Source organism: Algoriphagus lutimaris (assembly GCF_017051705.1).
Lineage (GTDB): Bacteria > Bacteroidota > Bacteroidia > Cytophagales > Cyclobacteriaceae > Algoriphagus > Algoriphagus lutimaris.
The window spans coordinates 667628-682013 of the sequence record NZ_JAFIDJ010000002.1 but is presented as its reverse complement, the minus strand read 5'-3'; the positions used below and the strand labels follow the sequence as shown (position 1 = coordinate 682013).

Here is a 14386-nt window from a genome sequence, read left to right as displayed (position 1 = left end):
TTTTTCGAATTGGAAAAACGTTTGAAAAGTAGTGCTTTTAACGACTTGATGTTTTTATCAAAGTTAAGAATTGAGGTATCACTATTATTTCTTTCTCAAATAGACTTTATCCGCATTGATTTCAAATTGTTGCTTACGGAAAGGCTAAAGACTGGGCGCCCGTTTGGGGCGGATGGATGTTTTAGCTTTTGTTAGCTTCAGTATTTTATTGTGGGTTAGGCCATTTACTTTGATTAAATCATTTTTCATTTTCTGGATACCAACTAAAGAGATAATATAAGGCGTCATAGGTGGATATTTAGACAACACTGTTATGGTCCTCATTATCATAATATTTCCAAGCAAAATTCAATTTATTTTGCTTGTTTGAATTAGCTATTTTTGAGAAGGTCAAAATATGACGAATATGTTCTGTTGCCCTTGATCTATCTTTTAAAACAGACACCGTATCAAGATTTAAATTTAATCGAGACATCGTATTAGCTACTCCTATAAAAAGTGATTTATCGTGAAACTGCCTGTTATTTAAGTAAGCCGAATACTCTTTTAAATAATCATAATCACCACCTCTCCATAGACTGGGGTCAATAGCAATGTAGTTGTCAAATGTATCAGAATGTAAAAACAGTACATTCAATACAAGTAAACCGCCAATAGAATGTCCCCAAAGGGTACGATAAGATGTAGTGGGGTATTTACTATCTAAATAGGGAATTAATTCATTTTCAATAAACTCCGTGAATTTTTATCCACCACCAGGAACAGGAGACTCCGGACTTGGATTATGAGGTTTTGTTGGGGTTAAATCTCTTAGTCTATTAGAATTATTATCAACTCCTATGACAATCATTTCCGGCAATTTAATCCTTTCAAGTTGTTGAATAATAGCGCTAATTTTAGGTAGTTATGAATCTCAATCTAAAACGAAAAGAACTGGATATTTTTTGTTTTTGTTATCCATTGCACTTTCAGGTACATGCACCCAGATCTTTCGATATTCATCTAATGTTTTTGAATACAAACTATCAGAAACCCCTATTTCAAATATATTCTGTTGATCTTTTTGAGACTGAGCAAATAGCGAAGTATGAAAAAATAATATCAATAAATTTATAAATATAAACAGTCGTTGTTGTTTCATGTAATTTTAGTTTTCTAGTAGTTGAGGCTAGTGGTTACGGTTATAAGTATTTGCATGGTTTAGCAGTTAACTTCGCAATGACACGCCAAACTTAAAAATCCGTGGTTCCCGATAGCTAGCGGGATTTATAAGGAGGAGAAAACAAGCAATTACTTATAGCCATTGCTGTACTTCCGTCATTTTTTTAATTCTGAATCAATAATGTTGAGAATGTCATTATTGTAATCTTGAATTTTAAATAAATAGTCCAATCGATTTATTTCTAGCCAAGTTTTGCTTAATACTAATCCTAATACAACCTCATTATTTATAAGTTCATTTATTGATTCAGTAATTTGCTCTTGGTTTTTAGTCATTCCTAGCTGGACGAGTTGGTCATCCATGATAAATGAGGGAGTCAGCTTCGCTGAGATTTTATTTAATTCAATAAGATAATTAATCGACTCATTATGATCCTCAAAACCCAATTCTACCTCTGTAGAAAATTGCGCAAGCAAACGTTTTAAATTATCATTAGTTAATGCATTCAATTTGCCAGACCCTGACATAGCATCGTAGGTTCCTGTTATAAATTCTGTTCTCCACCAGGATTTGGCACCTTTTACAACACAATTGATTACAGAATCCGAACTGACATTTGTATTTTTAGTTTGTAAAATATTAATAAGAGCTTTGCTATGAGAAATCACATTTTTCTCGAGATTAATAGTTTCTTCAAGCCTTAGTTTATTTTCTTTAAAATCCTCATTCAGTTGGGTAAGTATTTTTAATTCTTCCTTGTTAAGCTTATTAGCTTCATTCCAATTATTGATTTGTAATGCGATGAGGATACCAATCACGACTAGAATAATTTCTCCAAAAGCATATTTTAAATACTTTCCAGTTTTATTGTTTTCGATAAGGCCGAAACGAATTTTTCTAAAAAATTTTATCATAAGTTATTGGGTGGTCATAATGAAGGACAACGGTAAGTATAAGAATAGTAGCCGACTGCGTGGCACTTTCCAGTCAAGTTACAAGAAAGTTGAAGCTGGCTTCAACTCTTGTAGTTACTACTGTCTCGGCTATTATTTTTATACATTGTTGGCAATAGTAATTAATGTTTCATTTTGAAATTTTAACACTTATGAATTTTGGGAAATATATGTTTTCATTTTTCATCAACTCATTAAAATTCCCATTATTAACATTGTAAGTAACCAAAATTCCATCATTTGTTATCTCTGGATGTGCATTTGCTGAATAGACAAATTCCTCCGGACTTTTCAATTGTGTCTGGTAAAAAATTACAGGCTGTGACCAAGGGCCTTCAGGTCGTTCGGCTAATCTATATCCTATAGAAGCAGCACCATAGCCATATGTTTGAACTTGAACATATTGATGAAGATTTTCCTGGTAATGAACAGAAAATTCAGTCTGTCCAATAAAAAGTGGGGAAGGAGCTGGGTTTTTCTCCTTTCTTGTGGTCCAACTATCTTCATTCCACCACTCTAACCCAGAGATATCGCCTTCAACTATTTTATCAATTGGGAATCTCAAAAGGTAGACTTCATGTGAAGAAGGTTCTGTGACACCATAGGCATATATAAATTCTTTATCTTTTAGAATAGCGGAAGATCCAGCAATAACTCCAAAAGTATCTGATCCCTTGATATACTTTATATTCCAATTAAGAGGGTTTTCAAATGGATTGTCAATTAAACCTATATACCATCCTATTGCTTCAAATCCAATTCCTGTATGTGTGCTCTTTTCTTCAAATAAGAATATGATAAGTTTATCATTCGCAACAATACCATGTCCAGTCCAAAACCATGTCTTACCGGGCAACTCAAAGAATGATTTTGGTTTTCCTTGTCTTCCTTTATGGTAAAAAGAAATTTTTCCTTTATCTAAAGAATAACCTTCTTGAATAGCAATACTATTGTTGATCATCTTTGAATCACTTCGCTTGCCTGTTCCTTGAGGGTCAATAAATGTATCACTGAATAACCATAGAATTTTTCCATTCTCTAAATCAATTGAAGCTGCACCATCTGCACCTCTCCAGAATTTATCAGCAGTGAACATGGAATTATCGACCTCATTCACTTCAATTTGCATATCCTTTGATTGAACCTGAGATTGTCCATTTAGGATAAATACAAATATGAATAATATTGAAAATGCAAGTAATTTCATTCCTTTTTATGGTTGCCAACACTTGTAAAAACTCAAGTCTGACTAGTCTATTGCGTATATATCCGGATTATCCACAGGGGTATTTAGTATCAAATTAAGAATTTTGTAGATGACTTCCTTGGTGATATAGGATGGTTCCGAATTTATTTTCATCCTCCTTAATGCAAAAAAACCAAATCGTAATGAGGAGGCTATGGAAATAGTGAGCCTTTTTTCGGCTTGTATATTCGAGATGCTTATCTGATTTTCTGTTTGAATATTGCTTGGCTAGTGGAATTATAAATTCCTGAAAATAGAAAAGCGTAGATGCAATCTACGCTTAGAGGGGTATAAGAATATTAGCCGACTGTGTGTGAATTTCCTTCCAAAATACAAGGAAGTTGATGCATAATACAGTACTTGAATTTACTTATAACTAGGCTATCATTATTATTCATTGTTAAGGATTCAGTTTTGTCAATCTTTATTGGCCAATGATTTTATATTCTCCATTAAAAGAGTCCCTGCTTTTTCATCAATAGACATACCGGTTAAATATTCTGCATGTTTCACTTTGGGTTTTTCTTCGTAAAACTCCGTGGTTAGAATATACCCTAAAGCATCCATTCCCAAACCGATCACAAACTTGGGACCTTGTTTATTCATTAGTCTTTTTGATTCCCATGAGTGAGTGGGAGTAGTTTCTCCAGGGTGAGTGACAAATTGTGCATTACCAATAGAAAACCAAGCAATTTCCGTGCTTACACTATCTGTCATAGTTCGGTTTATCACTCCTATTTTTGCCAATTGTTGAAAATTGGGATTCGATACGGGCAAATTGACTATTTTACTTTTGAATTGAATAGATTCTGATTCCAAATTGATTGGATCTTTCAAAGCAGTTATAATTTTTCTTCCTAACTCTAAGCCTCTTTTATTTACACTTTCAAAAGTTTTAGCTTCGTATTCGGGTTGTACCCAGCCACCAATAGCTCCTTGAAGAAAGAAATTGACTCCCCCGATTTCTTCTTCGAGAAATGAATACATGGAGGATACAAAGTCTGCCGAAACGGCACTCGAGACGCCATCCATTATGGTTGGGTGACAAGCAAAATTGTTAAGGGTTGCGATTGATTTACCCTTATTATCCAAAAATTGCAGGATTGTTAATGACCGGTCTAAATTCAAAGAATCAGAAATATTAAACACCCAATCTTCTCCGAATTGAGTTTCTGCGTATACAGCTTTTGCACTTTGCATGTTTTGCCATGCTGTGTAGATCGCATCTGCCGATTTCTTAATAATTTTTTCCATGTATATTGAATCAACTCCTGGGGTTCCTTGGTCCGGTCCCCAAATACCAACAACATCAGGACCAGAATGTGTATGAGTGGAAGCCATAACAATGTGAGACGGGTCTAATTCAGAAGGTAAAATCCTGGACGAAACTTCTTTCCTAATTTCAATCAAGGTCGGATAAAGCATTCCAATGCAATCGAATACAAGAAATGCCATTGTATTCTTTGAATCAGACAGAACCATTGCTTTCACATATAAAGAGTCATGGACTGTTGTAAAACGACGATTATTTTGGTCACCGGCAATAAAGGCCCCCAAATTAGGGGTAATGGATTGGTAAGAAACTCCAACCCTTAGTCCTCCGTAATCGTATTTTTTTTGATTACATCCAACTAGTAATAGGCCGATAAGTAGTGCTGTTAAGGACTTCATTTATTAATGTTTTGTAAGTTTTTTTCGGGTAATTATTTTTTTGTGAAACGGCGTAACCGCTAACACTTGTATAAACCCAAGTCCGACTAGTCTACTGCGTATATATTCGTATTGTCTACAGGGGTTTTGTTTTCAAGGTATGAATACTAGGTTACTATTAGAGATTTGGGGCAAATTGTGGTGTTTAAGTTTTTGCCTTTTGGTCATAAACAAACATCAAGTAACAATATTATAATTAAGAAGATTTTTATTTCGATTTATTTTACAAGGAGCGTTTTATCAATACGACCCAATCTTGATCAGGTACCATATTCTCAATTTTAGGAGGATTTCCCAATGAGCGAATTCGACCTCCTTCAATTTTATGCACTGAGCCAATTTGTAATTCACCTCCCATTAATGGGTTAAACCATTGTACAGTAAAGCTTCCATTTGCGCTACTTAAATCAATCGTATAGGTCTTAGAATTGGGTAAATAAATAGCATAAACTTCATCCTTTTTGCGTAGGCAATAGGCTTCTTTCGAGTTTATCAAACTATGCTCAGGTTGCATTTCCCAATACGGCAGATAGGTGTTAAAAAACGCCTTCGCGTAGTTGGTGATTTCCCAAAGTCGGTTTCTTTGCCGCCAGTCTTCGGAGGTTAGGTCGGTATGTGGATGTTGTGCTCCAAAATACCATTCTACACCGGCTCCTCCTGATAGTAAGGTTCCCCAAAGTGCATAGCGTCTAAGTGTGGAATGATTTGGATCTTCGGTATCAGTCATGGCGCCATCATACCACATACCAATTTCATCCATAGTGACTAGCCATTCGTGTCCGGAATTAATGGATATTTCTTTAAGGCCTTGAACCACCTCTGGTGCACTCTTTCGCTCGTGATGTTGTAACGATATTCCATCCACATAAGGAAATCCAAGTAGACTATCTAATACAGTTGCTCTTAGCTCTTCCGTAGGCAATGTATGGTTTACCACTGGGTGATTATAGGGGTCATTCTTTTTAATAAATGTAGCTGTCGATTTCCGTTGTGCATCCGTTTGAGCTCCGGTGGTAACCCATGGGGCAAGTCCATTTTCCTCTCCTAAATTCCATATTAAAGCATTGTGATGTCCAAACCGAGCAATCAATTCATGAAGGTATAATTGACGCAATGGACCTGTATCACCACCATCTAACATGGTTTCGTTTTCAGTTTCTTGGATCACCACATGTAATAATATTCCTTTTGATTGCATGTGTTTAAATAAGATCTCCCATTGATCTAATTTACTCACATCAAATCGTGTAAAATCATCAGGGCTCACATAAGGCCATACATCTTTGCCATCGCCTAGAATATTTAAAGTCAAGAAATAGGCAACGTTCATGCCTTTTGACGCTAAATAATTGATGCTCCCGATCAATGATTTTCCTTTCCCGCCTTTCCAGGTGGGGTCTCCAGTATTCCAATCCTTCAGGTGTGGTTCATAACTATGAATTTCGCCGGACGTAGCAGCTTCTCCCTCTCTTGCTTCCGCTTTGATTCTATAGGTATCATCAAAATCAATGTAAGCCAATAAGTTTTCAGGACTATTTGTTCCGGCTTTAATCCAATAATTATCAGTGCCAGTAAATTTAAAGTACCCATTATAGGCTTCTATTCGTCCATGAGCTCGAAAATCATCTCCCTCCTTATCTGATTTGATCACTTTGAAATTGCCTTTGGCATTCGAGATAAATACTGTTTCGCCACTAGTTGGATCATCGTTTAAAGCAATGCTATCCCCCTTGATTAATTTTGCCGAGTACGACCAGGTCCCTGTTTTATCGGGATTAAAATGAACTCTCCAGATCGATCCTGCCTCTGAGCTTGTTTCAGAAGCATTTCCGTCAGCAGCATAAAATCCACGTATTGTATATTGGGTTTCCTCGTTCTTAAAATCAACACTTAACCGATAGTTCAAAAATGGATTTTCCTGAGCCAATTCAGATGATTCGGGCCCTTTGAAGGAAAGGGTTAGGGGGTGCCACTGCATGTGTATTGTTGTGCTATCTACATTTTCAGATATTGGTTCTGCATCTCCCTGAGGTAATTCCAACCGTTCAATTGTGGTAAGTTCAGGTTCTCCACCATGTTTTCCAGAACCTGAAGCAACATAAACATAGTTTCCAATTACGGCAAATCCAGTTCCATGTCTACCTTGATTGAGAGAAGGCCATTTACTCCATAAATTTGTTTTGGTATTAAATGCCTCCACCTCGTTATGCGCATCAACTTGTTCAGCGGTTTCACCTCCGCCAATTATAATTGAGTTATTCCATCTAAATGCGAAATTGCCTGCTCGCATAGTAGGGATCTCTAAATTGTTGGTTACAGTTTCCCATTTATTGGTTGTGAAGTTATAAATATTGCCATGGCTCACTGTCAAAGCCATATCTTGGTCAGTTATTTTCGAAGTGGTTCTTCCCGCAAAAGCATAGAGTTTGTCATCAAGAACCACCGCTTGAAAATGGTCTCTTGCATTCGGTGCATCAGCTAATGTTTCCCATACACCATTTTCTGGATTATATGCATCAAGCCATGGTTTGTAGCCATTCATATGGCCATTGGTAATTCCTCCGATTAAATATATTTTATTATTGTAAACCACTGCTCCGGCACCTCCTCTACTTCTATGTTTAGGAATTGAATCACCGTAAACGTATTCATCACGCTCGGGATAATACTTAATGATTCTGTCCACTGGAGTTTCGTTTGGCCACTCTCCAGTCATGGCCCCAACCAAATAAATGGCATCTTTATAAACCACGGGTTGAAAATGATGTAATTCAATAGGCGTTGCTGATTTTTCAGTCCAGGTATTTGTGGCAGGATCAAATACTGAAGTAGGATTAATCCTTCTTCCACCCATTAAATATAATTTGTCTTTGTATGCTATAAGGCCAGCCTCATGACGTGCTGTTGGTTCTCCCACTGTTTGGACAGTTTCCCAATGCCAATTGCTTGGTGTAGCATCGTCACAGCTTTGCAGCAACAGCATACTGAGGAGTGGAAAAAAAAGGAATGCTCTAAAAATGTACTTCATGATTTATATTAGTTGACTTAGCCTGTTGACATAGATTCTACACCTCTAATTTCAACATTTTTTGAATACTTCCCTTACCGCACCTCCTTTCGATCTATAGTCTGACAAAATCACTTTATTCAAATGATCCATCAACTCATCCGCAAAAAAAGTTTTCTATCTCGATATATCCTTGCTCCAAAAAGTCTGGATGTAGCGTTGATAGTTTAATGTTATGTCCTTTTATGGAAGTTCAGGTTCATATATCATTTATCGCTTCCAAGAGCCAAGTTACTTCTATTGAGGGTAAAAGGATTTTATCAAGAGTAATGAACTTCTACTTGGTAAGTACTAGAAATCAAACGTCAATGATTTCTGGGGTACAGAATTATGCGTGATTTAGAATTATGTTTACTATTTGTCTTGGACCGCGTTACCTAACAATGCAATTCGTGCGCGTTACTTTTAATGGTTAGTGTATGAGTCGTCTTAATGGCTTATATATCTTTTCTGCAATAGTTATTTTAATTTTTTTCTATTCTGAAATATCTGCCATTACCCCGGTATTCATAGTTTCAGAGATCTTACCAAATAGAAAAAGTAGGAGTTCCTTTATACATGAAGCAATTCTCAGAAATAAAAATTCATCAACTCTTTCTTTTACTTCCCAAAATCCCGCCAACTACCATTCCTATAATTGCTCCAATTGGTATTCCAATTATTAAATATAAAATAGCCAATATAGCTTCCCCTGGTTTAGCCTGAGAATCACCAATAATATATCCAATAATTCCGCCGGTCAGGGCGCCAAAAAATAGACCGCCAGAGGCTAATGCGCATCCATATCCTTTATTTTTGCTTGCCTCTTGAGGTATCATATATTCCTTTTTGGCAAGGGATGTATGATCTAATTGAGCAGTCTTAGAATATAAATTTGGATTTTCGGACTGATTGGGTTCAAGTTTGTTGTTGTCCACAAAACCAGGTTCAAACTCATTCTCATTATTATAACTCTCCAGAAGACATAAAATTAAAATAATCAAAAACCCAAAAAAAGGTATTAAAGCAAGAAGTACTGATGATCCATTTGTTCCGGTATCGCGTATTCTTCTTGTCATAATGGCTAAGGTGGGAATGAGTATGAAAAGACTATAACTAGTAAGGAAAATAATTTCAAGCCAATCACCAAAAAGGAATTTTAACCCCATAGGGAATATTAAGAGTCCAAATAGTGCGAACATCCAAAATTCCTTTCTACTAGATCTGCCTTGGAAAACGGAATAGTTTTTAATTGCTTCTAAAAAATACTTCATAAAGTTTTTTATATGTTATTGGCGGCTTTTCCAACTTTCATTCTGAGTAACTCAAATGATTGCCAACACTTGTATAAATTCAAGTCTGACTAGTCTATTGCATATATATCCTCGTTATCCGCAGGGGTATTTAGTATCAAATTAAGAATTTTGTAGATGACTTCCTTGGGGATATTGGATGGTTCCAGTTTCTTCTTTTGATTCTTTAAAGGTTATAGATTTCAAATTGATCGGGATTGCCGCGTCTTCGTAACCTTCTCCTTGTAATGACGAATAAATTCTATTTTAAGTATTACTTATGCTACTTAAGCCAAAAAAAATCCCCCAGATCGTTCATAGGGATTTTTAGCATTTTAAGAAAATCTTATTTCAAACTGGTATTCTAAACCGGAGCGGATTTAGCCCATGGACTGACATCCATCTTCCTTGGCGTGGCACAAAACCACAATAATTTATAGCCAATATTGAGCTTTTTTATTTATTCAGTTCATTTTCAATTTCTTTTAATATGTATTCTATCTCTTCTTTTAAACCTCCAAAAAAGCGTGAATCATTTGCAGCATTTGTTACCAGTGAGTAATCCAATAGATGATTTTCCAATTCAACTGAATTGAATATTCGTTTATTATTTATGCTATCCGAAATAGATTGGTTTTCAAACTGTCTACCTATATCTTTTTGAATATTACGAATACTCAACTCTTTAAATAACAAGGATTTCAAACTTTGCTTTATGTTATTGGCTTCTTCCTCCTGAATTTTTAAATAATCTAATGAACTTTCAAAGGAGGCCAATTTCTGCCTTAAGTTTTTGTTCAAAATGATATTCAATTTTCCAGAACTTATCATATCACTTACGACGCCTAGTGAAGGTTTATAACTTAAATCCGAACCAAAAATAGGGTCAAGCATGAACGATATAGATTTGTTGCTGACACTATCGAGCACAGAAATATCGAATAAAGTTAAGAGGTCCTCAAGAGCATTTTTACGTACTTTATTATCATCAATCGATACATTAAGTTTTTCAAGGTTCGATTTAAATTCTGTTTGAAGTGATATTAAAAGCTCTTGTTCTGTTTTCCTCTGTTCTTTGTAGTTGTTGTAATTGTTTATTTGTAAAGCGATTAGAATACCAATAACCACAAGAATAATTTCTCCAATGGCATATTTAAAATACTTTCCAATTTTATTTTCCATCAGTAATTCTTGTCTGATTTTTCTAAAGAATTTTATCATCGGTTAATGGTTGGTCATAATGAAGGCTAACACTTGTATCAACCCAAGTCTGAAAAGTCTATTGCGTATATATCCGCATTTTCCACAGGGGTATTTAATATCAAATTAAGAATTTTGTAGATGACTTCCTTGGAGATATTGGGTGGTTCGGAATTTATTTTCATCCCCTTTAATGCAAAAAAACCAAATCGTAATGAGGAGGCTATGGAAATAGTGAGCCTTTTTTCGGTATTTATATTGGAGATGCTTATCTGATTTTTCTGTTTGAATATTGCTTGGCTAGTGGAATTACAAATTCCTAAAAATAGAAAAGCGTAGATGCAATCTACGCTTAGAGGGAGTAATAATGAATGCTACCGCGAGTGTATGTGCTTTATAGACTCGACGGAGGTACTGTATTTATCCACATTTTTGAAGGTCTATTTTAAGTTAAAATCTATAATTTAGTTGACTCCATCTCAATGGCATATTCCATTTTCTTTACTTTCTCATTAAGTCCACTTGACCAATAGAGATGTCTTACATTTGCTTCAAGGAGAAATTTAAGTGAGGTTATTAACTTTTGGCGAGATTCTGAATTGTCCTTGATTTCTTCAATTGGTGTTTCATTATAAGGAGTCAATCCAATTTCCTGTAAGACATTTAAATATGTATTAAAAGAAGGATTTATTGCGTTTGATTCATAGTCTAATTCTGCTGTCATTCCACTATAGTAGTTTTGTATTTCATTGCGGAGTTTTTCATTTTGTATGACATCAATATTTCCAGTTGACAATAAATCATCAAAAGTAACTCTCGCTAAATCAAATGATCTATGTTGTGTGAGCTGAGTTGTTTTTTCACCAAAACTTCTTACCAATTCAGAATAGTTTTTATAAGTAACTACATTGCCTCCATCAATTTTTACTTGATTCATAGCAGTATTAAAAAATTTGTTTTCATAATAATTCTTAGGAATACTATCTCCTAATTCTATTATGACATCAACACATAATTTAATATTGACGCTTGCCTTAGAAAGATCAAGAGAATCTTGATTCAAGTCTTGAATAAATCCTTTTAGATATTCTTTTTCGAGCTTTCTATTTTGTCTCTCTTGATTCCAAGTATTTACTTGTAATGCTAATAAAATCCCAATCATAACAAGTAAAATTTCTCCAATGGCATACTTCAGGTATTTTCCAGTTTTATTATTCTCGATATAATAGTGTCGTAATCTTCGAAAGAATTTCAGCATTTTTTCTAGTTTGGATATCTAATATTCGGAATCATATTGAAAAACTTGATGATATACCATGCAAGAAGTTAAAAAGTGCTTGGGAAAGCGTAGCCATTTTTTACCACCCAAGCACCAATTCTTATTTATAAAATCTAATCAATAACCAAGTCAACATTCATCTCGCTGGCGGAATCTCCACCCAAGAACAGTTTGAATTCTCCTGATTCAACTATCCAGTTTCCCTCTGGCGTGTAGAACCCAAGACTTTTTTCATCAATGATGAATTTCACCTCTTTGGATTCGCCAGGGGCTAATTCTATTTGCTGAAACCCTTTTAATTCTTTTATTGGTCGACTTGTGGAAGCAACAAGGTCGTGGACATACAATTGGACCGTTTCTTTACCTTTCACCGCACCTGTGTTTTTCAATACCACGCTGAGTTCCATATTCCCTCCTTTGTTCATTTGAGAAGCCGAAAGTTTAAGATCACTGTATTCAAAACTGGTGTAGCTCAAACCATACCCGAACGGATATAGCGGAGTATTGGGCGAATCCATATAATGCGACCAAAACACTAAATCTTGTCCTGGATAATCTGGGCGACCTGTATTTTTGTGATTATAATAGATTGGAATTTGCCCTACATTCCTTGGGAATGTCATCGGTAGTTTTCCGCTTGGATTATAGTCACCATACAATACTTTAGCAATTGCATTCCCGCTTTCGCTGCCCAGATGCCAAGCTTCTACGATGGAAGGGATATGTTCGGCAGCCCAGTCTATAACCAAAGGACGTCCATTCATAAGGACCAAAACAATGTTGGGATTGACTTTATAGACTTCTTCAAGCAGTTCCTGCTGAAGTCCAGGAAGTCCCAAATCAGTTCGACTTCTGCCTTCGCCTGACTGAAACCCATTTTCACCAAGAACCATAACTACTACCTCCGCTTGTTTTGCTGCTTGAATGGCTTCCTGAAAACCTGTCCTGTCCTCTTCATTGACTTTTACTTCGAAAGCAAAATTCTGTGTACCATCAAAAACCAAAGGGCCTCTTTCATATTGAATCTTATTCTGCCCACTTGAAATCAATCCTTCCAAAACAGAAACTGCAGAATTGGCTTCGACCAATGCTCTCCAGCTTCCCAAAGGACTGTCTTTATCTGCCGCTAATTGACCGATCAAAGCTATGTTGGCTCCACTTTTCTTCAAAGGCAAAAGTCCGCCTTCATTTTTTAACAAGACGATTGACTTTTGAGCCATATCTAAAACTGCATCGCGGATTTCTTTACTTCCTGTAATCTCTTTTTCTCGATCCGAATTACAGTATTTGTAAGGGTCTTCAAACAGTCCCAATTCAAATTTTAGTTTTAGAATCCTTTTGACTGCATCGTCAATATCACTTTCCTTGACTTTACCCTCTTTAACCAGTGAGACTAAATGCTCTACATACAAAGCAGACTCCATGTCCATATCTGAGCCGGCATTGACTGCTAGTTCTGCGGCATGTTTTCCATCTCTGGCAAATCCATGGGGAATCATTTCTCGAATAGAACCCCAATCAGAAACCATCAAGCCTTCAAATGCCCACTTTCCTTTTAGAATATCCCGCTGTAAAAAGGAATTACCTGTTGCAGGAATGCCATTTAGGATATTGAAGGAATTCATAAAGGTTTTCACATCGGCCTCCAATGCAGCTTGGAATGGAGGAAAAATATCATTGTAAAGTGTAGAAGTGCCCACATCGACCGTGTTGTAATCTCTACCGGATTCGGAAAACCCATAACCAGCAAAGTGTTTGGCTGTGGCCAGAATGGTGTGAGGCTGAGACAAATCTTCCCCTTGGAAGCCCTTCACTCTCTCATATGCGATTTTGCTTCCCAAATAGGTGTCTTCTCCTGCTCCTTCCATCACCCTGCCCCAGCGGGCATCTCTAGAAATATCTACCATTGGAGCAAAGGTCCAATTGACCCCAGCAGCACTTGATTCTTTAGCTGCCACTTCTGCAGATTTACGGATCGCTGCTAGATCCCAACTTGCTGCTTCCGCCAATGGAATTGGACTTAAGGTTTTAAACCCGTGAATTACGTCATACCCGATTACTAAAGGAATACCCAATCGGGTTTCCTCAACCGCGATACGCTGAACAGCCCTTACATTTTCTGATCCAGTTACATTGAGCATCGAGCCAACAAGTCCTTTGCGAAGGTGTTCATATTTTCTTGCAGCATCTCCATCTTTTGGAGCAGGGCCAGTAACTTCCCAAAACCCATTGTATTGGTTCATTTGGCCTACTTTCTCTTCCAAAGTCATCAAAGACAATAAAGAATCTACACGCGCGTCTAATGCAGGATCACCCTTGGCAACAGGCTTTATGTTCTGGAAACCCAGAGATATCAAAAGAATAATGCACGAAATAATAATAGTACTTAGATATTTCATAAGGTCGGGTTTATGTTAATCAATCAGCAAAATGCTGAAATAGATGATGATACAATACTTTTAGATAAGTTATTTGATCTAGGTTAGATTAACAAAAGA

At 36.2% G+C, this 14386-nt stretch carries 10 protein-coding genes; all 10 read right to left on the bottom strand.

All coding sequences use genetic code 11. The features are described 5' to 3' along the window. Positions 1 to 298: 298 nt before the first annotated feature. Positions 299 to 730 carry an alpha/beta hydrolase gene (locus JYB62_RS20120; protein ID WP_205646636.1) on the bottom strand — a complete coding sequence of 144 codons (432 nt, stop codon included), beginning with the start codon at positions 728 to 730 and terminating at the stop codon, positions 299 to 301. Positions 731 to 913: 183 nt separating this feature from the next. Then, the gene (locus JYB62_RS13605; protein ID WP_205645973.1) at positions 914 to 1141 is read right to left on the bottom strand and encodes a hypothetical protein; all 228 of its coding nucleotides are present in this window, start codon (positions 1139 to 1141) and stop codon (positions 914 to 916) included. A 176-nt stretch (positions 1142 to 1317) separates the two neighbouring features. Continuing rightward, positions 1318 to 2076, bottom strand: a complete 759-nt coding sequence (locus JYB62_RS13600) for a DUF6090 family protein (protein WP_205645972.1) — start codon at positions 2074 to 2076, stop codon at positions 1318 to 1320. 169 nt (positions 2077 to 2245) lie between these two features. After that, positions 2246 to 3322: a DUF4185 domain-containing protein gene (locus JYB62_RS13595; protein WP_205645971.1), complete on the bottom strand. Its 1077-nt coding sequence runs from the start codon at positions 3320 to 3322 to the stop codon at positions 2246 to 2248. 456 nt (positions 3323 to 3778) lie between these two features. After that, positions 3779 to 5032, bottom strand: coding sequence for a neutral/alkaline non-lysosomal ceramidase N-terminal domain-containing protein (locus JYB62_RS13590; RefSeq protein WP_205645970.1), 1254 nt, complete (start codon positions 5030 to 5032; stop codon positions 3779 to 3781). Between the two features lie 262 nt (positions 5033 to 5294). Continuing rightward, positions 5295 to 8099: a Kelch repeat-containing protein gene (locus JYB62_RS13585; RefSeq protein WP_205645969.1), complete on the bottom strand. Its 2805-nt coding sequence runs from the start codon at positions 8097 to 8099 to the stop codon at positions 5295 to 5297. A 626-nt stretch (positions 8100 to 8725) separates the two neighbouring features. Next, positions 8726 to 9391 carry a DUF805 domain-containing protein gene (locus JYB62_RS13580; protein WP_205645968.1) on the bottom strand — a complete coding sequence of 222 codons (666 nt, stop codon included), beginning with the start codon at positions 9389 to 9391 and terminating at the stop codon, positions 8726 to 8728. A 474-nt stretch (positions 9392 to 9865) separates the two neighbouring features. Continuing rightward, positions 9866 to 10630, bottom strand: coding sequence for a DUF6090 family protein (locus tag JYB62_RS13575; protein ID WP_205645967.1), 765 nt, complete (start codon positions 10628 to 10630; stop codon positions 9866 to 9868). Positions 10631 to 11066: 436 nt separating this feature from the next. Then, positions 11067 to 11867 (bottom strand): hypothetical protein, encoded by an 801-nt coding sequence (locus tag JYB62_RS13570; protein ID WP_205645966.1) that lies wholly within the window; start codon positions 11865 to 11867, stop codon positions 11067 to 11069. Positions 11868 to 12001: 134 nt separating this feature from the next. Then, positions 12002 to 14287 carry a beta-glucosidase BglX gene (gene bglX / locus JYB62_RS13565; RefSeq protein WP_205645965.1) on the bottom strand — a complete coding sequence of 762 codons (2286 nt, stop codon included), beginning with the start codon at positions 14285 to 14287 and terminating at the stop codon, positions 12002 to 12004. Positions 14288 to 14386: the final 99 nt, after the last annotated feature.

Bases quoted from the DNA above. Each gene is read 5' to 3' on its own strand.
- JYB62_RS13605 (WP_205645973.1), bottom strand. From the start codon at position 1,141: ATGAAACAACAACGACTGTTTATATTTATAAATTTATTGATATTATTT.
- JYB62_RS13600 (WP_205645972.1), bottom strand. From the start codon at position 2,076: ATGATAAAATTTTTTAGAAAAATTCGTTTCGGCCTTATCGAAAACAAT.
- JYB62_RS13595 (WP_205645971.1), bottom strand. From the start codon at position 3,322: ATGAAATTACTTGCATTTTCAATATTATTCATATTTGTATTTATCCTA.
- JYB62_RS13590 (WP_205645970.1), bottom strand. From the start codon at position 5,032: ATGAAGTCCTTAACAGCACTACTTATCGGCCTATTACTAGTTGGATGT.
- JYB62_RS13585 (WP_205645969.1), bottom strand. From the start codon at position 8,099: ATGAAGTACATTTTTAGAGCATTCCTTTTTTTTCCACTCCTCAGTATG.
- JYB62_RS13580 (WP_205645968.1), bottom strand. From the start codon at position 9,391: ATGAAGTATTTTTTAGAAGCAATTAAAAACTATTCCGTTTTCCAAGGC.
- JYB62_RS13575 (WP_205645967.1), bottom strand. From the start codon at position 10,630: ATGATAAAATTCTTTAGAAAAATCAGACAAGAATTACTGATGGAAAAT.
- JYB62_RS13570 (WP_205645966.1), bottom strand. From the start codon at position 11,867: ATGCTGAAATTCTTTCGAAGATTACGACACTATTATATCGAGAATAAT.
- bglX (WP_205645965.1), bottom strand. From the start codon at position 14,287: ATGAAATATCTAAGTACTATTATTATTTCGTGCATTATTCTTTTGATA.